Source organism: Rhodococcus sp. IEGM 1241 (assembly GCF_033142365.1).
Lineage (GTDB): Bacteria > Actinomycetota > Actinomycetes > Mycobacteriales > Mycobacteriaceae > Rhodococcus_F > Rhodococcus_F erythropolis.
In genome coordinates this window covers 441,690-463,330 of record NZ_JAWLSE010000006.1, presented here as the reverse complement: position 1 = coordinate 463,330, position 21,641 = coordinate 441,690, and the positions used below count along the sequence as shown (strand labels likewise).

The window sequence follows — 21,641 nt, the reverse complement described above, 5'->3', positions numbered from 1 at the left end:
TCGGCGAGGTTGGCGCCTAGTTGTCGTCGGGGAGTATGCCGTTCAGCACTATGTCGGCAAGAGAATCGGCAAACGGTCCCGGGTCCGAGACGTCACGAACCGACAGCGCGAAGATGGCCGCGCCCGCCATGATGTCGAGAAGAGCGTCGGCGTCGACGCCGCTTCGGATGTCGCCGCGCTCTCTCGCCGCCTCGAGTCGACGGTTCAGCTCGACGCGGACTCCGGCCAGTTGCCGCACCACGAGAACGTCGCGTAATTCCGCGTTTGTTCGCACTTCGCTCATCAATCCGGGAGCAGCGGCTCGTGTGGCGGGAGCTGCGAACAGAGCAACCGCGCCGTGCACCAGCGCGCGAATCTGATCCGTGATCGTGCCCTCGGTGCCGAGTTCGGTGTCGATGTCCGCGCCCTGTTCGACGTCGAGTACGGGATAGATCGCGTCGTTGACGATGTGTGCCTTCGACGGCCACCGACGGTAGATGGCTGGACGTCCTACTCCCGCACGCGTGGCTATGGCGTCGATGGACGTGCCCGCGTACCCCTTTTCTTCCAACAGTTGCCTGGTCGCGTCCAGTACTGCGTCGTCGATTGCAGGGTTTCGCTGCGGGCCCAGGCGGTGCTGAGTTTCGGAATCTTTGGACATTTTGGGCAAATCCCTTGCGGTATCGCTGTGATGGCCGTTACATTCTGTCACGGCTTTAGTCGATACATATTGTATCGACAATCGGCACGTGCGCATCGGCGCCACCGAACCACGAGGAGTGGTGATGAACCTTCGAACCGAAACAGAAACCTCCGGCGAAGATCCCGACTACGCCGAATTTGCCAGGCCCGGCGAATCCCGCAACGACCCGGCGGAGATGCGGCGCAGCCTCGAAGGCTGGCTCGCGACCGTGCTGTGGCGAGGCTCGAAACCTTCCGTGACCTCGGTCGAGGTGCCGGCCGCGAACGGCATGTCCAACGAAACTGTGCTTTTCGATGCGACGTGGATCGAGGACGGGATTCGAGGCGAGCATCGCCTGGTCGCCCGTATCGCCCCGCGGGACAGTGCGGTGCCGATCTTCCCGTCGTACAACCTGGACCAGCAGTTTCGGGTCATGAGCGCCGTCGCAGCTCACACGTCGGTGCCGATTCCGCGCGTGTACTGGTCCGAGAGCAACCCGGACGCGCTCGGCGGCGAGTTCTTCGTGATGGAACGGCGCGAGGGCGAAATCCCGCCAGACGTCATGCCGTACACGTTCGGATCCTGGCTCTCGGAGGCTTCAGCGGACGACTGTTCTCGACTCCAGCAGTCATCGGTCCGAGTGCTGGCGGAGTTGCACGCTATGGCCGATCCACACCTGGCTCTCCCCGAGTTGTGCGGCGGCGGTGCCGAACCGACTGGGGCAGAAGCGCTTCGCGCGCACCTCGAGGACCAGCGACGCTATTACGAGTGGGCAACAGCCGACGGACCAGGATCTCCGTTGATCGAGCGCGGCTTCGACTGGATCGAAGCGAACTTTCCCGTCGATGCCGGTTCCGCGGTGCTCTGCTGGGGTGACTCGCGGATCGGAAATGTCATCTACCGCGACTTCGAGCCAGCGGCGGTCCTCGACTGGGAGATGGCCACACTGGGGCCGCGTGAACTGGACCTCGGCTGGATGATCTTCCAGCACAGGTTCTTCGAGGATCTCGCTGCCATGGCCGGACTCCCCGGAATGCCGGATTTCCTTCGTCGCGAGGACGTGGCAGATGCCTACGGCTCGCTTTCCGGCCACCAGGTTGCGGATCTAGATTTCTACATCGTGTACGCCGCGCTGCGGCATGCGGTGATCATGTTCCGAGTCCAAAGTCGCGCAGTGGCTTTCGGTCAGGCGGAATTCCCCGACAACCCGGACGAGATGATCCTGCACCACAAGACACTCGAAGCCATGCTCGACGGCACCTATTGGGAATCGCTCGCTACAGCCACGCTCACAACAGCGTCGGCCGCAACAGGAGATGCACGATGACACTGTCCCCGCTCGACGACTACCCGGTACATCAGATCGCCGAGACCATCCGCCACGTGGGTACCTCGGATCGAAACTTCTACGACCGCTACTACTTCAACTGCCATGCCGGCGTCGACGGCGACAGCGAGCCGCTGTTTCTCATCATCGGTCTCGGTCAGTACCCCAATCTTGGTGTGTGCGACGGCTTTGCGGTTCTTCGGCGCGGCGACGACCATATCGTCTTCCGGGCATCCCGCGCCTTGGGCGACGATCGTATGGACCTGTCTGTAGGCCCGTTGAGGATCGAGATCATCGAGGGTCTGCACCGTCTGCGGGTGGTGTTGGACCCGAGTCCCGAAGCGCCGGACCTGAGCTTCGACCTCACCTTCGAGTCCGACGGCCCCGCCAATCTCGAGGCCAGACATTTCCATCGCCAACTCGAACGAGTCACCTTCGACACGCAACGATTCGTGCAGACCGGAACATGGTCCGGATCCCTGACCGTCGACGGCGACGTCATCCCGGTCACCCCGGAGACGTGGCGGGGTAATCGCGATCGATCCTGGGGTGTTCGACCGGTCGGCGAGGCGGAACCTCCTGGACGCAAGGCGGATCCGTCGATCGCCGGCAGTCAGAACTTCTTCTGGATCTACTCGATCATGCAATTCGGGGACTTCACCGTCGTCACGGTCGTTCAAGAGGATCAGCAGGGACGCCGAATTCTGGAGGATGCGACACGCGTCTGGGCGGATCGTTCGCGCGAGCCGGAGTGGTTGGGTCGACCGGACCACCAGCTCACCTTCATTTCCGGTACCCGCGAGGTGAAGAGCGGAACTCTGTACTTCCGGCGTCCCGGTGCACCAGGCGAATCCGACCACATCCTGGAGATAACCTGCGAACCGATTCTGCCCAACTACATCGGTGTCGGTACGGGCTACGGACTCGAGCAGGATTGGCGCCACGGGATGTGGCAGGGAGAACTGGTGGTTCAGGGCCTGCGAGAGAAGGTTTCGGACATCGAACCGTGGAAGAAGATGCTGTGCCCGGTCGACAACTTGGCCCGGTTCACCCTTGTAGAAGACGCCGTAACTCGCACCGGGACAGGTCTGTTCGAGGTAGCAGTCATTGGACCCCACCAGCGATACGGGTTCACCGGAATCGGTGACGTCGCACCGTAACTCCAGCTCACCAAACCGCAAATCCCAAACTACAGAGAGAGACACTGCCACATGTCCACACGCTCACGAATGTTGTTCGCTCGCACTGCGAAGGCCGCCGCACTTGTTGTCACCGGAGGCCTGTTGTTTGCCGCTCCCGCCACGGCCATCCCGCTCGACTTGGGCTCTCTCAACACGGGATCGGTCGATCTCGGCTCGCTCGATCCTGTGCTCGCGCCGACACCGAACTTGGCCTCCGTGGCCAACTTTCGCGACGTCGCCGGCAATGACGGTAGGGGATACGCCACCGTCGACGGCTCGCACCTCAAGCGCGGCGTCATCTACCGGTCCAATGCGCTGACCGCGACCAGCGACGCAGACAAGGCGACGCTCACCGGCCTCGGACTTGCCGACGCCTATGACCTGCGCGGTTCAACCGAGATCTCCAACCCGTTCATCGGTGGCGCGGACAAGCTCCCGGACGGTGTGACGTACACGAACATCCCCATCGAGTTCAAGGATCTCACTCAGCTCGCCACAACGATCAAGTCGCCGGAAGAGGCCAAGCAGTTCTTGGTCGACACCAACCGCAGTTTTGTCACCGACCCTGTGCGCCGTGCCGGCTTCAAGCAGGTTCTCTCGGACATCGCTGCTGGTGACGGGGTGCAGTTGTTCCATTGCACTTCAGGTAAGGACCGCACGGGTTGGACCGCGATGTTGCTGCAGACCATCGCGGGTGTCCCCGCCCAGACGATCATGGACGACTATCTGTTGAGCAACACCTACCTTCAGGCGACCAACGAGAAGATCCTTGCGCAGATCTCTCAGGCTCTGAGCCCGCAGGTAGCGACCAATCTCGAGCCGGCCCTCGGTGTCGATGCGTCGTACCTGGAAGCTGGACTCGCGCAGATAGCCAGCGATTACGGAACCGTCGACGGTTATCTCACCGAAGGTCTCGGACTCACTGCGGACACGATCGCACTTCTGAAGGCCAAGCTCGTCGACTAGTTGCGCGCCGCTAAAACGCTTGAACGAATGAGTACCAGTCGCCGTCGAACTCCTGGTATCCGATCTCGCCGTCGCGGCGGGGCTTGCCGAGATATGGTGCGCCGTCGGGTAAGTACGCCAGTCCGATCGAATCGATCAGACCGCCCTCGATGTGGAAGCGGCACCCGTTGCCGACGGGCCAGACCTGCAGGACCCGGTAGACGCCAATTGTTCGGTTGTCCAACGACTTCTGGCAATCCGCGGCCACTGCTTCGAGCGAATCTTTCGACAATGCAAACGCAACACGCGAGGGGACGGACAAGGTCACGAGCGCGCCGGTGACGAGGACTATCACCGGCGCGATCGTGCTCAAACGCAGGGTTTTGTACTTCATCCAGCCAATCAGGCTGAGTATCAACCACACTCCACCCAAACCGAGTAACACTGAGGCGGCGAGCGCAAAGAATGGAAAGTACACAACCGGCGGCATAAAGGACCACACGATGACGCCGCATGTGAGAGCGACAAGCACTGCGATGACAACTGCCATCACCTTCCACCAGGATGCCGGACCTCCGCGCGCAGTTGTCGGATCACCGTCAGTCATCGGACAACCCTTGCACAAGGCAGTAATTGTGGGGTGGCAACGAATGGAATTGTTGCCACTGGTTTACGTCGAGGCCGTCGTGCGTTGAACCGAGAATTGGTCACTTTCAGCGCCGGCTATCTCTCTGATGCCGGAGGGTATGGTCGGATTGTGAACCAGGATCTGATCATTCGCCGCTACATACCCTCGGATGAGGATGTGGTCGTCGACCTGTGGTCGCGCGCTGCCCGCGAAGCCCATCCATTCCTTGCAGGCGAGGGAACGGGCGAACGGGAGCAGAAGATGCGAGAGGTCTATCTGATCCAGGCCGATAATTGGGTGGCTGAGCACAACTCCGAAGTCGTCGGCCTGTTGGGAATGATCGGCTCCGAGATCGGCGGACTGTTCGTCGCGCCGGCGTCGCAAGGGTTGGGTGTCGGTCGGGCGTTGGTCGAACACGCCACAACCATGCACGGCGAGGTGACACTCGAGGTTTACACCCTCAACGATCGCGCCCGCAGGTTCTATGCGCTGATGGAGTTCGAAGAAGAGGGGCGCCGACACGACGCCGAGACAAACCATGAATTGATCACCCTGCGTCGTACTGGTCGCGACTCCTCCCAATCGCCGGCATGAGAAATACGGATCAGCCCAGCACGGGCCTGACACTGTGCACCGATCTGACGGCTACCGATTGGCTGGTCGATCAGGATTTGCCTTGGTATCAGTTGGCTGGGCGCGGCCCGATCGGATTTCCGAAGTATGCGCGCCTGCGGTTCATCCCAGATCCGAGCTTTCCCGGTCAGAAATCCAATGATGTCGATTTCGATCAAACCGGGCCGGAAGAGAAAGTGCTGATCGGCTTCGCCCTGGATGTGTTGTCCACTTACACAACCACACCCGACGAGTGCTATTTCTGTATGTGGACCGGGTGGGGGTCGGCAGTCGGTGATGACGTTCCGCGGTTCGAGATCCCCAATCGTGACTACTGGCTCTTCCGTGGAACGCTTGCCGACTACGCCGATTGGAGCGTGGAGAACTCAGCTCGTTGGCCGTGGGGTTCTTCCCCTGATCCGGCCTTCATCTGGCCGGCGGATCATGCATGGTGCATAACCAATGATGTCGACCCACATTTCGCGATCATCGCCGCCCCTGAGGAAGCGATCATTCGAATTGTGGCCGATTCGCGGATCGATGCCGTCCTCGACGACCCGGATATCGTTCCGCCGTATTGGCACTGACGACCGATCACGGCCAAGTCTCGAGTTCGACTACCAGCGTGTTCCAGCGGACGCCGAAATTTGTGGGGACCTGACCCGTCTCGCAATACACCGTCGGCCCGTCGAAAACGACGTTGAAGAGACCGGAATGAATTGTCGTCAAGAGTGTTTCGTGTTGAATGAGGTGGCCGGGCCGCGCTTTCACCCGCATGCGCCCGGTGGGCTGAGTGCGGTATTGCGTCCAGAGGTAGCGATCCCACACCAGGCAACCTCTCAACCGCACCTCGCCGACGCTTCCGACATCGTCGCCGATCAGTGTCGTAAATCCGTGTCCGAGATGGGCTATGTGCTCAGTGCGGCCGTCGATTGTCACGGTCGCGATGCGTGCATCGATTTCGCAGCACACCTCGGCAGGAAGGTCCAACATTTCGGGACTGGCCCAGTAGGTCGTCGGTTCGCAAGTATCGCCAGGCATGGGGGTGTCGCGCCACGGTTCGAGATCCTCGAGCATCCAGAGTTGCGCCACCGTTCGAGTATCCCAACGCGTCTACGCTTGGGCTTGCTGGTCTGCCTGCAGGTGCTTGACCGGGCACCCCGTGGGGAAGGTGCCGAGGTCTTCGACCTTGTAACCGCTCGGGTAGCTGCGGATGTTGGGCAGCTCGCGGGCGAATTTCCGCTTCGTGCGCACCGGGAAGAACCGCAGCAGACGCGCACGGATTTTCAGCGCGCCGCGTGAGACGACGCGCATCGCGGTGCTCGGGTGCTTGTAGTGGAAGGCGTCGAGTAGGTGATCGTCCATGAGGGCGAACGCGAATCCCTTGACCAGAGCCTTCGGCGCCAGGTTGTTGGGCGGGAAGGTGCACATCAGGTCGAGGGTGGAATCGGCGACGGCACGCGCTCCGGAGTCGAATGAAAAGTGTTCGCGCTCATAGTCGTCGAGAAGTCTGACGAACCCCTCGTAGGTGTCCGGCGTGTCCTTGATGTTCATGTACCTGCCCAAGTGGCGGTAGTAGTTCGTCGACCCGACGATCTCGTTCTCGGTCATCTTCCGCCAGCCGTACTCGTCGAGCCATCTGACCGGGGTGACGACGAAGGTTGCCAGTACGTAGAGCATGTCGTCGTTGGAGATGTCGTACGAACCGTGCATCTGATTCATACGACGCACGCTCTTGCGGCCTTCGGTGCTGCTGAGGCCGTGCTCGAGGATGGCGTCGAGGATCAGGCTGGTGTCGTCGTAGCGCTTTTGAACCTTGTCGGTGAACTCCCCGGTGGAGAAGAGAAGTTTGCCGATCGAGGGAACGGCGTACGTGCGAAAAAGGGCGAAGCTGAGCGCCTGATTGATGTCCCAGGGAAACTCTTGCGCCGCGAGAATGCGCGACATCTCTTCGTAATCGGTTTCGGGATCGAGTCGATCCGTGCGACTGCGGAGGTCGTAGCGCTTCATCTGAACACTCCCTGGGACTGGTCTGCGCGCTGCAGAGGTAGGTGTGAGCTGCACCACCGACTGTAGTTCTGACAACACGCGTTGTCTAGGGGTGTGAATAGTCGACTTTCCATCGTTTCGGGCGTTGTACCAGGGGTATCCGGAAAGTGTTGTCGACCCGAGGAGCAGCTATGAGCGTCACACGCACGGCCGGGGTTTTTGCGGCCATCGGATTACCGATTGCCGCGAGCGTCATGTTCGCCGGAGTCGCCTCGGCTGATCCGCCCCACCCTTTCGGCGGCGCCGCCGTCACCATCGGGTGCCCGAATCAGGGGTCACTGGCCTCGTTGACCGGGCTCACCGGCCAGTCCGGACCAGAGTCCAATCCGCCCATCGCCAAGGGTGATATTCGCTTCGATTCGTTCCCGGCAGCCGCGCCCATTCCGGCGGCGGGTCAGGTGACCGTTGCGTGGGTCAACACCGACACGGGTAAGTCCGGAATCGTCGACCTGGTAGGGGCGTACCCGTATCTCTCTGCGACGGTGAATACCGGCGTCGGCAATGTCGTTGCGACGGCGTTCGGTTCGATCAATTGGGGCAGTAGTCCCATCTGCCAGTCGAATCCGACGATCGGCAGGTTCATAGCCTGATCTTCGGCCCCTGATCGTCACAGCCTGAACGGGCACAGGGTTGGCGGTATCGCGTGATTATCTGTCATCTCGGAGATACCGCCGTGCCCGTCCCATCCCATATTCTGAAACGTGTTAGTTGAAAGCATATTTCAGGGATGGAAAAGGTGGCGACGTGAACGGGTCGAGCGCGCGTCAGTTGATGAGCCAGATGCTCGTCGAGAAACGAAACAGTCTTGCGCCCGAAAAGGTCGGCATGCGCTGCGAGGGTGCTCGCCGCATGCACGGCCTCAGTCGGCGTGATGTCGCGCAGATAGCCGACATCAGTTTCAATCACTATCAGCGGCTGGAACAGGGTACGTCCGTTGGTGTTTCGGCTCCGGTCATCGTACGTATCTGCGACGCCTTGTTGATGGAAGACGACGAGAAGGCGCGCATGCTGGCGTTGCACCAGGCATGGGCGCGCCCTCGTCGACCGCTGGCTGGATCCCGAGTTGTCGGACCTCAGGCCGCCGGTGAAATCTCCGGTAGGCAGCGGGCCAGTTCGGCCGGCGTGTAGAAGAAACTCCCGGCGCTCACCGGAGCGCACGGGGCAGCAAATGCTGTCTCGCGCTCGTTGTAGAGCATTCGGACCAGCCGCTCACCGTCCGGTCCGGCGTAGACGTCCCACTGCACGTTGGCGGCCATCGGGCTGACATTCGCTCCGCGCCAGGGGTTGTTCGCGTAGGTGTAGAGATCGCCCTCGGCCTGCGAGGCGGTGCTTCCCGGCAGTTTCAGGAGCGCAGCGAAGGGGATGATCGTTTCTGCGTGTGCAAATCGGAAGTCCGCTCCCGGCACGGCGGCGTCGCCGGTGTGTTCCTGCAACCCGCGCAGGAACTCGTCGCGCAGGACGGTTGCCATCCGGTAGGTGACGTCTTCACCGGTGAAGCCAGGGCCCTTGGCGTAGTAGTCCTCGGCGTCGTTCGTGTACGCGAGCCACTGAGCGTCGTCGGAGTCGATGAACCGCTCGAAATTCCACGTGCCTTCTTCGGCCATGCCCGGAGTGATGATGTACGTGTTGTACAGCATGTACGCGGCGTCGACCTCGTTGTCGATCGTGCTGGAGCCCTTGCCACGGTCGACGAGTGAGAACTCGCCCGCACTCAGCCGGTTCACGAAGTCCTCCGAGTAGAGCCTGAGCATCATGTGCCGCGAGACCTCGCGGGTGCGGGGAAGATCGGCGATCTGGTCGTCGACGGCTTTCAGTCGAGGATCGGACTCTTCGTAGTCCTTGTAGTCGGCGTTTGCATCCGAGTCGTGGAAGTAGAGAAGGTCGGCATCCGTGGTCACTGGCGCAACATCGCCGGCGACGGCCGGAAACGCACCGGTCAGGCCCTGAGCGAAGTTCTCGGCACTGTCCACGGCACGGTCGACGCCCGACGAAGTCAAAGTGATGGTGCCCTGTTGCGCTGCGATGGCGTCGAACAATTGCGGGAGGCGCTCGGTGACGCGCGCTCCGAGCTGCCGATGTTCGGTCACCCCGAGTCCGCTGAGGTTGCCGTACCCCAGCTTCTTGTTGGCTGCCATGAGATCACGAAGCGCCGGGCCGAATTCCTTGCCGACGGGAGTCAATGCGTTCTCGGCTTCGGCGATTTCCCACAGCTGCAGGCTCAGGTCGTCGTACTTCAGGCTCGACAGTGCTCTGGAGCCATGGCGCGCAACGCTTTCCGTGTACACCGGGATATATCCGGTCGGCGGCGCCTGATAGTCGGCGATGCGCTGACCGGGAGTGTAGGGCGTCTTGGACGTGAAGCCGCCGTCGCTGACGGTCGGTGTCTCTGTCGAACCGGAACTCGAACCGGCGTCGAGCGAACCGAACGGTGACGCCGTGGCGATGGACTGGACGCTGCTGGTGACAAGCACGAGTCCGACAGCGCCGGCAGCAGCCAGCACGCCGAAGCGTGAGCTTCGCATGGTGAGTTGATCCTCTCCGTCGGTGCCGGGGTGACACGACGGAAGGAAAGTTAGAACAGCTAAGCGTCCGAATTGCACCTATTTGCCCATGTGTAGATGGACGCGGGGTTACAAGTTTCGGATTCGCGGAGCTCAGGAGGGTTTGGCGGCAATCCCGATCGACACGGAGAGCGACAACGCGATGAGGGTCATGGCCAGCCACTGGTAGCTCTTGGGCGTGGGCTGCTTCTTACGTCCGAACTTGCTCACTGATGTCTCCCGTTTGTCCGTGGGTACTCAGCACATATTACTGTTCCATTACCCCGATTGCGTGGTCGACCTAAAACTGTGCGCGATCAGACAGCAGGCGGACCGTGACGTCCGCCCGCTGCCCTGTGATCAGGAGGTCGTGCGCAGCGCCCGTCGCAAGATCTTGCCCGTGACGGTCTTGGGCAGTTCCTCCACCAGCACCACGGAGCGTGGGTACTTGTACGCCGCCATCCGCTGCTTGCAGTGATCGATCAGATCTTCCGGGGTGACGGACGCCCCCGCGACGAGGCTGACAAACGCCTTCACCGTCTCACCGCGGTATTCGTCGGCGATCCCGACGACTGCCGCCTCACGGACTGCGGGGTGCTCGGCAAGAACGTCCTCGACCTCGCGTGGCCACACCTTGTAGCCGGACGCGATGATCATGTCCTTCTTACGGTCTACGACGTAGAACCAGCCGGCTTCGTCCATGAAGCCGACGTCGCCGGTGTGGAACCACCCGTCGCGAATGGCCGACGCACTCTCCTCCGGCTTGTTCCAGTAACCGCGCACCACCTGTGGACCACGGACGACCAATTCGCCGATCTCTCCGATCGGCAGGACCGCACCGCCCTCGTCTTCGATGCGGACCACGGTGTTGGGTACTGGAACGCCGACGGACAGTGCCCCGGACGTGGGGTCGACGGGGGTATCTGCCCCGACGGGAACGGCGTGAGTGGGCGACGTGGTCTCGGTCAGCCCGTAGATGTTGTGCAGCGCAGCACCGGTCATGGCGCGGACTGCCTCGGCGGCTGTCGGCGAGATGGGTGCGCCGCCGGAATACAGCAACCGCATGGAGGTGAAGTCTTCGGGCGCGCAACCCGGAGTGTTGAGCAGCGCGGTGAACGCAGTGATGGCGCCGACTGTGAATGTCGGGCGGTGCTCACGAATCGCGTCGAGCATCACCTCGGGCTGGAAGCGATAGGCCAGCACCAGCGGCATTCTCGCCAGGACGGACACCGCGATGTGACCGATCAACCCCGTGATGTGGAAGAGCGGTGCGACGCCGAGAACCGTGTCTTTCGGGGTGAGCCCCAGCCAGTCACGGTAGACCTGGGCGTTGAAGGTCATGTTCGCGTGAGAGGTCATCGCTCCCTTCGGCGGACCTGTGGTTCCCGACGTATAGGTCAGTACCGCAATGTCTTCCGGTGCAGCGTCGGTAGTGATCGGATCGCCGAGACGATGCTGGTCGATCAGCGTCGCGAGATCGTCGGTACCGAGATCCTTCTTCACGATTCCGTCGAAAATCCTCGGATCGTTGCGGCTTTGGTACTCGAGTTCCGAGGTGGTGATGACTCGCCTGACCGGCGAGTCGGAGACGACGTTGCGGCCGACGGACTCGTAGAGCCCCTCGAGAGCGATCAGAACCGCTGCTCCGGAATCTTCGAGTTGGTATCCCAGTTCTCGTTCACGGCTCATGGGATTGATCGAGACTGCGACGCCGCCGGCTTTCCAGATTCCGGCGAGGGCGAGCACGAATTGCGGAACGTTCTGCAGGAAGAGTGCGACACGGTCTCCCTTCGCCAGACCACCTGCTCGTAGTGCGCGGGCCAGGGCGTCACTCTGCTGATCCAGTTCAGCGAAACTGAGTTGACCGTCGAAGTACTTCACAGCCGTGGCGTCCGGATCAGAGCAAACCGTCGCCGCCAACATTTCGAGCATTGTGGGCTGTTCGACGTCGATGTCGGGGGGAACGTCGTTGCGGTACAACGCCAACCAAGGGCGATCTTCGTATGTCATTTGATGGCAACCGGATTCACGGGAGAGCCGCTGGCCTTGGCAACCTTGAGCGGTGCGGCGACGTACAAGAACGTGTACTGGCCGTCGGACGCGCAGTCCGCGGCCAGCTTCTCCAGATCGCAGATCTCGGTGAACACCACACCGAGATTGCGCATCAATGCGTTGTGGAGAACCAGTGCCACACCGTTTTCGGGGTCGGTGGTGACCTCGTTTGCAATGGTGTCGGTGACGAGGTTCGGAATCTCCATGTCCTGGAACCACTGGACGAGTTCGGGGCTGTAGATCAAGCCGGGCTCGCAGAAGCCCTCGTAGAAGGCTTCGCCCTGGTCGAAGAACAGCTTGAGGAAGTTGGTGCGGATGACGAGAATGTCACGCTTCTCGATGGTGACGCCCTGCGCTTCGGCACAGGCCAAAAGATCATGGTGCGTGAAGGTTTCGGCCTTGTCGAGGTTTTCCTTGCCGCGGAACTTTGCCATGTCGAGAAGTACTGCGCGTCCGACGACGCCGCGGTCGGCAATCGGTTCGACGCTGGCCTTCTCCAGGCCGCCGACAGTGGTATCAGCCGAGTATCCGTTCCACAGGGCGCCGTCGTACCAGACGTGGCCGAGTGCGTCGTACTGCGTCGAGCCCTGCAGGAACGCGTCGATCTTGTCGTCCGCGTAATGCAGGCCGCCGGGGAAGTTGGGGGCGTCGTCGCCGTCCCAGCTGCTCTCGTCGAAGATCTGTGTGCGCTCGGCGGGGCTCCGGCCCGGCCAGACCGGATCACCCTTGGGATCGCCGATAAGACGTTGGAGTGTGAACACGGAACCCTGCTTGATGGTTCCGACGCCGCGAAGCACCTGTCCGGCGTCGAGGTAGTTCAGTGAACCGACCTCGTCGGACTCTCCCCACTTGCCCCAGTTGCTGGGTGCGTCGCGCAGGAGTTCTCCAAGATATGGCGCCTCGGTCATGGTGATTCGATCCTCTCGCTACCGACACCGAACGATCGCTCGGGCGGACCTGGGTCTTTGTGATCCACATCATGTTCAGGCCGATAACTAGTAGTCAACACGTTCATAGATTTCCGTGGTCATCGCATTGTTGGAAATCCTATGTTCGGCAATACTGAACACTGTGACCGAATTTGAGAATGCTGTCCTGATCGGGGCGTCGATCCGGCAAGCGCGGCGTCACAGCGGGCTCTCGCTGCGTGAATTGGCCAGGCGTCTCGATGTCAGCCCGGCCACCCTCAGCGCTGTCGAGACCGGAAAGACCAGAGTCAGCGTCGACCGGTTGGCGGCAATCGGCGGGATTCTCGGAGTGCGTTTCGACGCTCTGCTCCCGGCTGCGATAGTGCGTCCGCCGGAACAGCCGCGATGGGGAGGCGACGACGCCGACCCGGACGCACATTTTCGCCCGAACGAGTGGCGAAGGTTCGGTCCGAGTTCGTTCGATCCGGTGTTGGCGGCCGCGCTCGCGGAGATGGTGAAGACCGGATATCACGGCGCTGCGATGCGTGAGATCGCCAAACGTGCGCAGATGAGTGTTCCGGGTCTCTATCACCACTATTCCAGTAAGCAACAAATGTTGGCCGAAATTCTCGACCTCACCATGGCAGAGCTCAACACGAGATCGTTGGCGGCGATCGACGAGGGCGAAAGTCCCTGCGAAAGACTGGCTTTCCTTGTCGAATGTGTGACCTTGTTCCATATCTATCGGCGCGATCAAGGATTTCTCGGTGCCAGCGAAATGCGCAGTCTCACAGCCGAGAACAGGTTGCGCATCACGGAATCACGCAACTACCAGCAATGGTTGATGACGAAGCAGGTGGACGACGGAATCGCCGCGGGTGTGTTCGAGACGGATCGGCCGCGACAGGCCGCGCGTGCGATTGTCGTGATGTGTGTCTCTGTCGCGCAATGGTATCGGCCGAGTGGGCCGCAAACGCCCGAGGAAATCGCACGTGACTACTCGCGTTTTGCGCTGGATCTGGTGCGCCTTCAGCGACCGTGACGGACGTCATCCGGTTCGGGTGATGCGCCTGCGGGCAAACGGGTCCATGCTTGGAAGGTATCCGTACCGCGACTCGAGTAAGGAACGAAACCCAATGTCTTCCAATCTGTCTCACAAGGCCTACATGATCGGTGCCGGCATCGGAAACCTCTCGGCTGCCGTCTATCTGATTCGAGACGGTGAGTGGAACGGTGAGGACATCACCATCATGGGCCTGGACATGCACGGAGCGAACGACGGCGAATCCGCCGCTACGTTTCAGCACCAGTACGGCCATCGCGAACTCGGTAACGACGCGGGTTTCATCAACCGCGGCGGCCGCATGCTCAACGAGGAAACCTACGAGAACCTCTGGGACATATTGAGTGCGGTTCCGTCGCTGGACAACCCGGGAAAGTCGGTGACGGATGACATTCTCGACTTCGACCACGCGCACCCCACGCATGACGTCGCACGGTTGATCGACCGAGACGGTATTCGCAACAAGGGCGAGAACGATTACAAGCACATGCAATTCGACAACAAGGACCGGTACTTGTTGACGAAGCTGATGACGATGCCGGAGTCGGACGAGGCAAAACTCGACGACATCAGCATCGAGCAGTGGTTCGAGGACACTCCGCACTTCTTCACCACCAACTTCTGGTACATGTGGGAGACCACTTTCGCTTTCAAGCGGGTGAGTTCGGCGATGGAGCTTCGCCGGTACATGAACCGAATGATTCTCGAGTTCAGCCGCATTCAGACTCTTGCGGGTGTCACCAGGTCCCCGTACAACCAGTACGAGAGCATCATCTTGCCGATGCGGACCTTCCTCGAAGGTAAGGGCGTGAAGTTCGTCAACGAACTGAAGATCACGGAGTTCGTGTTCAAGGACACCCCGCTTCGAGACGAGATCATCGTGACGGGACTCGATTACGAGAACGTCCGCACCGGGGAGAAGGGCCGAATCGACGTGGCGGAAGGCGATTTCGTCTTCGACACCAACGGCAGCATCACCGACAGTTCGTCGATCGGCGATCTGGATACTCCGATCGTCGAAGACATGAGATACGCGCCGAGTGCGCTGCTGTGGAAGCAGGCCACCGAGCATTTCTACGATCTCGGGAATCCCGACAAGTTCTTCGGGGACCGGGCGCAGAGTGAGTGGACCAGCTTCACCGTCACCACTTCGTCACACGAGCTCATCAACGAGATTTCCCGAATCACCAAGCAGCTCCCCGGAAATGCACTCAACACGTTCGTGGACTCGAACGTGCTTCTGTCGATCGTGGTTCACCATCAGCCGCACTACCACGCGCAGAAGGAGAACGAAGGAGTCTTCTGGGGTTACTGTTTGTTCCCGCGCAAGGACGGCGATTACGTGAAGAAGCCGTTCATCGAGATGACCGGCCGGGAAATGCTGGAAGAGACTCTCGGGCATCTCGAGGCGCTCGACGAGAGCGGGACGCTGGCCGCGCGCCGACAAGAGATTATGGACAGCGTCGTGAATTCGATTCCCAGCCACATGCCTTACGCCAGTGCGCTGTTCAATCGGCGAGCCGTCGGCGACCGGCCGCTGGTGGTGCCGAAGCACTCCAAGAACCTGGCGTTCATCAGTCAGTTCGCGGAGCTGCCGTTCGACATGGTGTTCACCGAGCAGTACTCGGTGCGCTGCGCTCAGGTAGCCGTCTACAAGTTCCTGGGGATTCCGGAAGACAAGCTCACCAAGATGCATCACTACGAGAAGGATCCGAAGGTCCTCGCCAAGGCCGCAGTGACGATGTTCCGCTGAGGGGTGCTCAGCGACCGTGCCGCTTCTCGTAGTCCTCGCGAGTGCGATCGGCACGGCGCTGGGCCTTCTCGTCGAGCAATTCGGGATCGAGTCCGTGGCTCAGCAGGCGGTGGCGGCGGTAGATGGTCCCGAGCGCCACGACGAAGTACGCGAGCGGGATGAGCAGCAAAGCCATCATGGCCAAGGGAATCCAGATCGGTCCCGGAATCAACAGGAACAGCAGAAGAATCAGCGTCGCCGGCACGGTGAAACGGATGATGTAGCGGGCCTGTGCACCCGGTCCGACCAGATCGTTCCGCACCCAGTCCTGGTACCGGTCGGGGAGCGTCTTCCCCAGGAGGTATCCGCAGTACTGGGGGAAGTTCGGGCGAGTCAGTTCGGCCATGGTCTCCAGGATAGTGCCTGGTACTGCCGCTTACGCCGGTGCCTTGAACGTGCGTCGGTAGGCGCTCGGTGAAACGCCGAGCGCCTCGTTCATGTGTTGACGCATTGATGTCGCGGTCCCGAATCCGGTTCGAGCTGCAATTGCATCGATCGACAGATCGGATTCCTCCAGCAATTCACGTGCCCGATCGACGCGTCTGCTGGTCAACCAGCGGTTCGGTGTGGTTCCGACTTCGTCGCGGAATCGACGGCTGAAGGTGCGGACGCTCATGTTGGCACGCGTCGCCAGGTCTGCCAGCGTGATCGGATCGCCGAGATGTTCGAGGGCCCAGTGCCGAGCGTCGGCAGTTGATTCCGAAGGCTTGTCGGCAAGTGGGCGGCGGATGTACTGCGCTTGGCCACCGTCGCGCCACGGCGGTACGACGCAACGCCTCGCGACGGTGTTCGCCACTTCCATGCCGTGGTCGCGCCTGACGATGTGCAGACAGAGATCGACGCCTGACGCCACGCCGGCCGAGGTCAGGATGTGGCCTTCGTCGACGAACAGCACGTCGGGATCCACGTTCACCTTGGGATAGACACGCTGGAAATGGTCGGTGTTGCGCCAATGCGTCGTAGCGCGGAGTCCGTCGAGCAAACCGGCCGCGGCGAGGATGTACGAACCGGTGCAGATCGAGACCAGCCGGGTCCCCGGGCGGATGTGTTCGAATGCTGCGGCCAATTCGGGGGAGAGATAACCCTCGTCGAAGGCCGGGCCCAATTCGTACGACGCGGGGATGACGACGGTGTCGGCGGTGGCGAGCAACTCGCTCCCATGGTCGACCGAAATGCTGAAGTCAGCGTCGGTCCGCACGGGATTGCCGTCGATTGTGCACGTCAGGATCTCGTACAGCGGCCGATCCTCGACGTCGAGGGCACGCCCGAAGATACGCGCGGGGATCCCGAGTTCGAAGGGAATGACTCCGTTCAGAGCCAGTACGACGACGCGATGCGGACCAGACATGGCTCGATTCTTTCATATATTGGCAATCTGGCCACTGTTCTCGATCGAATCCGAACTGCAGAATTCTCTCTGTGACTTCTGAGACCGCTCTCCCCGAATCGGGCCCGCAGCAGGTGAGCCCCCCGCGCTTTCACCGCGCGTGGTCCGTCGCGATCGTGGCATTCCTGGCATTGGTCGGTGCGGCGAGCTTCCGCGCTGCCCCATCGGTGCTGATCGATCCGCTGCACGAGGATTTCGGGTGGTCGCGCGCCAGCATCTCGGCCGCCGTCTCGGTCAACCTGATCCTGTACGGGCTGACCTCGCCGTTCGCCGCTGCCCTGATGGAAAGGTTCGGTATCCGGGCGGTCGTCACTTCGGCGTTGGCGCTCATCTCGCTCGGCAGTGGTCTCACGATCTTCATGACCTCGAGTTGGCAGCTCATTCTGCTGTGGGGTGTGTTCGTCGGCCTCGGTACGGGTTCGATGGCGCTGGCGTTTGTCGCCACCGTCGTCGATCGCTGGTTCGTCGAAAAGCGTGGTCTCGTGACCGGCATCCTGACGGCCGGTGGTGCTGCCGGTCAGCTGGTGTTCCTGCCCGTCCTGGCGAAGCTCGCGGAAACGTACGACTGGAAGAGCGTCGCCTTCACAGTTTCGTTTGCCGCACTGGCCGTCGTGCCGTTCGTTCTGCTGTTCCTGCGTAACTATCCGTCAGACGTGGGAACGACGCCGTACGGCGCGCCCGCCGATTACGCCCCACCCGCCAAGCCTGTCTACCAGCGCGGCGGCGCCGGAGGCCGGGCGATCTCGGTGCTGGTGATGGCGTCGAAGACCAAGGTGTTCTGGCTTCTCGCCGGTACCTTCGCGATTTGCGGCGCGAGCACCAACGGCCTGATCGGAACGCACTTCGTCCCGGCGTCGCACGATCACGGAATGCCGATCACGACGGCCGCGTCCCTGTTGGCGTTGATCGGAATCCTCGACATGGTCGGCACCATTGCTTCGGGTTGGTTCACCGACCGGATGGACTCGCGAAAACTTCTCGGCATCTACTACCTCTTCCGCGGAATCTCGCTGCTCTTCCTGCCGCTGCTGCTCGCCAACACCGTGAATCCGCCGATGATCGCGTTTGTCATCTTCTACGGGCTCGATTGGGTGGCGACGGTTCCGCCGACCGTCGCGCTGTGCCGTCAGCACTTCGGCGCCGACGCTCCCATCGTGTTCGGTTGGGTGCTGGCATCTCATCAGATCGGCGCGGGTCTGGTGGCATTCTTGGCCGGCCTCGTTCGTGATCAGATCGGCTCGTACGACGCTGCATTCTTGGTGGCCGGCGCGCTCTGCGCGATCGCTGCAGTCATGTCGTTGTTGATCGCAAAACGTCCGAAAGAGGCAGTATTGGTTGACTCTGTCTGATTCGGCACTGTGATCGGTACCACCGACGGGGTAAGTTGTGTGTAACTCCAAGAACTACTCACCAGTAGGGGTACTGAAATGCCTGCTCCGTCCGCTGCGACCTTCTCGCGGCTCGCCGATCTGATCGCCATCGACAATGTTGCCGATCGCCCGACGAAGTCCATCACCGAGGTGTTCACCGGCAAGGAGCTGGCGACCATCCCCGTTGGCACCGCCGACGACGCACTTGCGGCCATCGCCCGTGCCCGCGTCGCCCAGAAGGAATGGGCCAAGCGCTCCGTCCTCGACCGCGCTGCCGTCTTCCACCGCTACCGCGATCTCATCCTGGAGAACCGCGACGCCCTCATGGACATGGCTCAGGCCGAGACCGGAAAGTCGCGTACCGCAGCTCAGGAAGAAGTCCTCGACATCTCGATGACGTCGCGTCACTACGCACGTGTGGCGCCGAAGCTGCTGCGCCCGCGTCGCGTCTCCGGCATGCTTCCGGGTCTGACGAAGACCGTCGTTCGATACCAGCCCAAGGGTGTCGTCGGCGTCATCTCGCCGTGGAACTACCCGATGACGCTGGCCGTGTCCGACGCCATCGCCGCGCTGCTCGCGGGCAACGCCGTTGTCCTCAAGCCGGACAGCCAGACGCCGTACTGCGCGCTCGCCTGCGTCGAACTGCTCTACAAGGCGGGACTGCCCCGCGACCTCTTCGCCGTGGTTCCCGGACCGGGCTCCGTCGTGGGCACCGCGCTGGTCGAGAACACCGACTACCTCATGTTCACCGGTTCCACCGCGACCGGTCAGCTCCTCGCCGAGCAGGCCGGCCGTCGACTGATCGGCTTCTCCGCCGAACTCGGTGGCAAGAACCCGATGATCGTCGCGGCCGGCGCAGACCTGCGCGAGGTCACCGACGCCGCTGTGCGTGCGTGCTTCTCCAACTCCGGTCAGCTGTGCATCTCCATCGAGCGCATCTACGTCGAAGAGTCCATCGCACCCGAGTTCATCCGTATGTTCGGTGACCGCGTCAAGAAGATGAACCTCGCCGCCGGTTACGAATTCGGAATCGAGATGGGCAGCCTCGTCTCCGAGGCCCAGGTCAAGGCAATCTCCGCGCATGTCGACGACGCAGTGGTCAAGGGCGCCACCGTCATTGCCGGCGGCAAGGCCCGCCCGGACATCGGACCGCTGTTCTACGAGCCCACCCTGCTCACCGGGGTTCCCGAAGACGCCGAGTGCTACCGCGACGAGACCTTCGGGCCGCTCGTCTCGATCTACCCCGTCAAGGACGTCGAAGAGGCCATCGCTGCGGCCAACGACACCGAGTACGGCCTCAACGCCAGTGTGTGGGCGGGAAGCAAGGCTGCCGGCGAAGCCATCGCAGCGCGCATCCACGCCGGCACCGTCAACGTCGACGAGGGTTACGCACCCACCTGGGGCAGCACCGCAGCACCGATGGGTGGCATGGGTGTCTCTGGCGTCGGTCGTCGTCACGGCGCCGAGGGGCTGATCAAGTACACCGAGCCGCAGACCGTTGCCACCACCCGCGTCATGAATCTCGGTGGACCGCGCGGACTTCCGGCCAAGGTGTGGGCAAAGCTCATGCCTCACGCCATCAAGATCATGTCCTGGGTTCCGGGCCGGTAACGGGTGGAAACCGCCAGCGCGTACATCGAGGCAACTCCGGTATCGGTGTGGAAGGTTGTCAGCGACATCGAAGGTATGGGTCGCTTCAGCCCTGAAAACACGGGCGGAACATGGACTTCCGGAACCCCGGGCACCGTGGGCGCAAAGTTCAAGGGCACCAACAAGCACGGCCTGATTCGGTGGAGCACGCACTGCACGGTGGTCGACGTGGTCGACTGCCGGAAGTTCTCCTTCGAATCGGACGAGCCGAAGGCTCGGTGGACGTACGTGCTCGAACCTTCGGGAACGGGCACTGTGCTTACCGAGACTCGTGAAATCTATGCGACGCCTGCGCTTTACGTCCGCATGATGTCGGGTAGCGGCCTGCTCGGTCGGGGTCGAGATCAGCTGATGCAGACCGGAATGGAAACCACTCTGGCGCGCATCAAGGCGTTTCTGGAGAGCTAGAAACATACACAAGTGGGGCTGCACTCGATTCGAGTGCAGCCCCACTTGTGTTGCTGCGGATCAGTTTGCAGTGGTGACAAGCGCGGCGTCGACGAGCGCGGTGTAGACACGCTCCGGCTCTTCGGCGATGCGATTGAGTACGTACAGCCACCACTGTGTTCCGAAGATGACGTATTCGCGTGTAGTGAAGCCCGCGGCTCGGAGTGTGTCCAGTTGCTCGGTACCGAGACCAAGCAGCATCTCGAACTCGACGTGGTCGGCTCTGAGCTTCGAATCATGCTCGGCGCGTAATGCTTCGAGGATGTCGCGGTCATGCGTCGCGATGGAAACCTGGTGACCCGATTCGACAATTCGGGCTGCGTAGTCGAGATACGCGCTTCGCAGTTCGGCACTACCGCGCGGGTAGGCGACGGATTCGGCTTCGAGGAAGGCGCCCTTCACGAGACGGATGCGGCCGGGTCGGTCCAGAAGAGCGGCGAGATCCTTTGCGGTCCGGTGCAGTCGGGCCTGAACAGTGATCCCCACGTGAGTGAAGCGCTCGGCCAGCCGCGCGTGCATGTCGAGGACCAGGTCGGTGCGATCGGACGCTTCGGCGGAGATGATCAGCTCGGCACCTGCGCGTTCCGTGGCCTCGGCCAGGCGCACGACATTGCGAAAGCACTGCTCCGGATCGATTACCAAGCCGATGTGCGAGAGGTCGAACGACACGGTGCTCTCGACACCCGACGTGCCGATTCGTTCCGCGAGTTCCACGAAAACATCGGTTTCGGCGTTCGCGAGCTCGGGATCCCGGACGCTTTCCCCGGTGTATTCGATGCTCGCCTTGTGTCCTCGCGCGAAGATCGAGGGGAGGCGGTCGAAAGCGTCGTCGATGGTTTCGCCGCCGATGTAGCGAGCGGCGACTTTCCGTGCGAGTGCTGCAGTCGCAGCGTCCGCCATGGTGCGTTCTTTCAGGGATTCGTCGAGTGCGAGGCGGCGTAGGACGTCTGCGGCCTGGGCTTGTAGATCCGTGTTCACGGCTTCAGCGTATCCGGACGAGGGTGCGGGAATTATTCTCCAGACCCTTGC

General features: G+C 61.7%; 22 protein-coding genes. 12 read left to right on the top strand and 10 right to left on the bottom strand.

The annotated features are described in order from the left end of the window. Positions 1-16: 16 nt before the first annotated feature. Entirely contained in the window at positions 17-640 is a 624-nt protein-coding gene (locus R4P70_RS26305; RefSeq protein ID WP_003943532.1) for a TetR/AcrR family transcriptional regulator, read from the bottom strand. 124 nt (positions 641-764) lie between these two features. Between R4P70_RS26305 and R4P70_RS26300 the strand changes: the two genes are divergently transcribed. The 3 genes from R4P70_RS26300 to R4P70_RS26290 are packed head-to-tail and all read left to right on the top strand — an operon-like array spanning position 765 to position 4,135. Next, positions 765-1,988, top strand: coding sequence for a phosphotransferase family protein (locus tag R4P70_RS26300; protein ID WP_317832544.1), 1,224 nt, complete (start codon positions 765-767; stop codon positions 1,986-1,988). Next, positions 1,985-3,148: a hypothetical protein gene (locus R4P70_RS26295; RefSeq protein WP_317832542.1), complete on the top strand. Its 1,164-nt coding sequence runs from the start codon at positions 1,985-1,987 to the stop codon at positions 3,146-3,148. The genes R4P70_RS26300 and R4P70_RS26295 overlap by 4 nt, the downstream gene beginning before the upstream one ends. A gap of 51 nt (positions 3,149-3,199) precedes the next feature. Then, positions 3,200-4,135 (top strand): tyrosine-protein phosphatase, encoded by a 936-nt coding sequence (locus R4P70_RS26290; RefSeq protein WP_019746272.1) that lies wholly within the window; start codon positions 3,200-3,202, stop codon positions 4,133-4,135. Positions 4,136-4,145: 10 nt separating this feature from the next. On the opposite strand, the gene R4P70_RS26285 is transcribed toward R4P70_RS26290, so the two are convergent. Next, on the bottom strand, positions 4,146-4,721 hold the full coding sequence (locus R4P70_RS26285; protein WP_232816822.1) for a hypothetical protein: 576 nt from the start codon (positions 4,719-4,721) through the stop codon (positions 4,146-4,148). A 150-nt stretch (positions 4,722-4,871) separates the two neighbouring features. Here R4P70_RS26285 and R4P70_RS26280 point away from each other — a divergent pair, with 150 nt between their 5' ends. Then, the gene (locus R4P70_RS26280; protein ID WP_317832538.1) at positions 4,872-5,336 is read left to right on the top strand and encodes a GNAT family N-acetyltransferase; all 465 of its coding nucleotides are present in this window, start codon (positions 4,872-4,874) and stop codon (positions 5,334-5,336) included. Further along, on the top strand, positions 5,333-5,941 hold the full coding sequence (locus R4P70_RS26275; protein WP_042950232.1) for a hypothetical protein: 609 nt from the start codon (positions 5,333-5,335) through the stop codon (positions 5,939-5,941). The genes R4P70_RS26280 and R4P70_RS26275 overlap by 4 nt, the downstream gene beginning before the upstream one ends. 7 nt (positions 5,942-5,948) lie before the next feature. Here the strand turns inward: R4P70_RS26275 and R4P70_RS26270 are convergent, their stop codons facing one another. Both R4P70_RS26270 and R4P70_RS26265 read right to left on the bottom strand, forming a co-directional pair. Further along, positions 5,949-6,446, bottom strand: a complete 498-nt coding sequence (locus R4P70_RS26270) for a hypothetical protein (protein WP_317832534.1) — start codon at positions 6,444-6,446, stop codon at positions 5,949-5,951. Between the two features lie 21 nt (positions 6,447-6,467). Next, positions 6,468-7,364, bottom strand: a complete 897-nt coding sequence (locus R4P70_RS26265) for an oxygenase MpaB family protein (protein WP_069146724.1) — start codon at positions 7,362-7,364, stop codon at positions 6,468-6,470. Positions 7,365-7,534: 170 nt separating this feature from the next. On the opposite strand from R4P70_RS26265, the gene R4P70_RS26260 reads away from it, so the two are divergent. After that, positions 7,535-7,993: a hypothetical protein gene (locus R4P70_RS26260; RefSeq protein WP_019746277.1), complete on the top strand. Its 459-nt coding sequence runs from the start codon at positions 7,535-7,537 to the stop codon at positions 7,991-7,993. Between the two features lie 154 nt (positions 7,994-8,147). Beyond that, positions 8,148-8,531 (top strand): helix-turn-helix domain-containing protein, encoded by a 384-nt coding sequence (locus R4P70_RS26255; RefSeq protein WP_070384744.1) that lies wholly within the window; start codon positions 8,148-8,150, stop codon positions 8,529-8,531. Here R4P70_RS26255 and R4P70_RS26250 read toward each other — a convergent pair. The 3 genes from R4P70_RS26250 to R4P70_RS26240 form a co-directional block, all read right to left on the bottom strand. Further along, positions 8,477-9,925: a histidine-type phosphatase gene (locus R4P70_RS26250; RefSeq protein WP_317832531.1), complete on the bottom strand. Its 1,449-nt coding sequence runs from the start codon at positions 9,923-9,925 to the stop codon at positions 8,477-8,479. The two genes, R4P70_RS26255 and R4P70_RS26250, sit on opposite strands and share 55 nt — an antisense overlap. 378 nt (positions 9,926-10,303) lie before the next feature. Next, positions 10,304-11,953 carry a long-chain fatty acid--CoA ligase gene (locus tag R4P70_RS26245; RefSeq protein ID WP_317832529.1) on the bottom strand — a complete coding sequence of 550 codons (1,650 nt, stop codon included), beginning with the start codon at positions 11,951-11,953 and terminating at the stop codon, positions 10,304-10,306. Then, positions 11,950-12,903: a cyclase family protein gene (locus R4P70_RS26240; RefSeq protein WP_003943547.1), complete on the bottom strand. Its 954-nt coding sequence runs from the start codon at positions 12,901-12,903 to the stop codon at positions 11,950-11,952. Before R4P70_RS26240 ends, R4P70_RS26245 begins: the two co-directional genes overlap by 4 nt. 115 nt (positions 12,904-13,018) lie before the next feature. On the opposite strand from R4P70_RS26240, the gene R4P70_RS26235 reads away from it, so the two are divergent. Together R4P70_RS26235 and R4P70_RS26230 are read left to right on the top strand one after the other, a co-directional pair. Continuing rightward, positions 13,019-13,945 (top strand): TetR family transcriptional regulator, encoded by a 927-nt coding sequence (locus tag R4P70_RS26235; RefSeq protein ID WP_081329047.1) that lies wholly within the window; start codon positions 13,019-13,021, stop codon positions 13,943-13,945. Positions 13,946-13,967: 22 nt separating this feature from the next. Next, positions 13,968-15,719, top strand: a complete 1,752-nt coding sequence (locus R4P70_RS26230; protein ID WP_317832656.1) for an oleate hydratase — start codon at positions 13,968-13,970, stop codon at positions 15,717-15,719. 7 nt (positions 15,720-15,726) lie between these two features. Here R4P70_RS26230 and R4P70_RS26225 read toward each other — a convergent pair whose 3' ends face one another. Together R4P70_RS26225 and R4P70_RS26220 are read right to left on the bottom strand one after the other, a co-directional pair. After that, entirely contained in the window at positions 15,727-16,104 is a 378-nt protein-coding gene (locus R4P70_RS26225; protein WP_317832525.1) for a DUF5313 family protein, read from the bottom strand. Positions 16,105-16,134: 30 nt separating this feature from the next. Beyond that, entirely contained in the window at positions 16,135-17,106 is a 972-nt protein-coding gene (locus R4P70_RS26220; RefSeq protein WP_020905675.1) for a GlxA family transcriptional regulator, read from the bottom strand. A 71-nt stretch (positions 17,107-17,177) separates the two neighbouring features. Between R4P70_RS26220 and R4P70_RS26215 the strand changes: the two genes are divergently transcribed. From R4P70_RS26215 to R4P70_RS26205, 3 genes are all read left to right on the top strand, one after another. After that, positions 17,178-18,494 carry an MFS transporter gene (locus tag R4P70_RS26215; protein WP_021332663.1) on the top strand — a complete coding sequence of 439 codons (1,317 nt, stop codon included), beginning with the start codon at positions 17,178-17,180 and terminating at the stop codon, positions 18,492-18,494. A gap of 78 nt (positions 18,495-18,572) precedes the next feature. Further along, entirely contained in the window at positions 18,573-20,126 is a 1,554-nt protein-coding gene (locus R4P70_RS26210; RefSeq protein WP_003943578.1) for a succinic semialdehyde dehydrogenase, read from the top strand. 3 nt (positions 20,127-20,129) lie between these two features. Continuing rightward, positions 20,130-20,573, top strand: a complete 444-nt coding sequence (locus tag R4P70_RS26205; RefSeq protein WP_019746286.1) for an SRPBCC family protein — start codon at positions 20,130-20,132, stop codon at positions 20,571-20,573. Between the two features lie 60 nt (positions 20,574-20,633). Here R4P70_RS26205 and R4P70_RS26200 read toward each other — a convergent pair whose 3' ends face one another. Further along, positions 20,634-21,590: a proline dehydrogenase family protein gene (locus R4P70_RS26200; RefSeq protein ID WP_021342361.1), complete on the bottom strand. Its 957-nt coding sequence runs from the start codon at positions 21,588-21,590 to the stop codon at positions 20,634-20,636. Positions 21,591-21,641 lie beyond the last annotated feature (51 nt).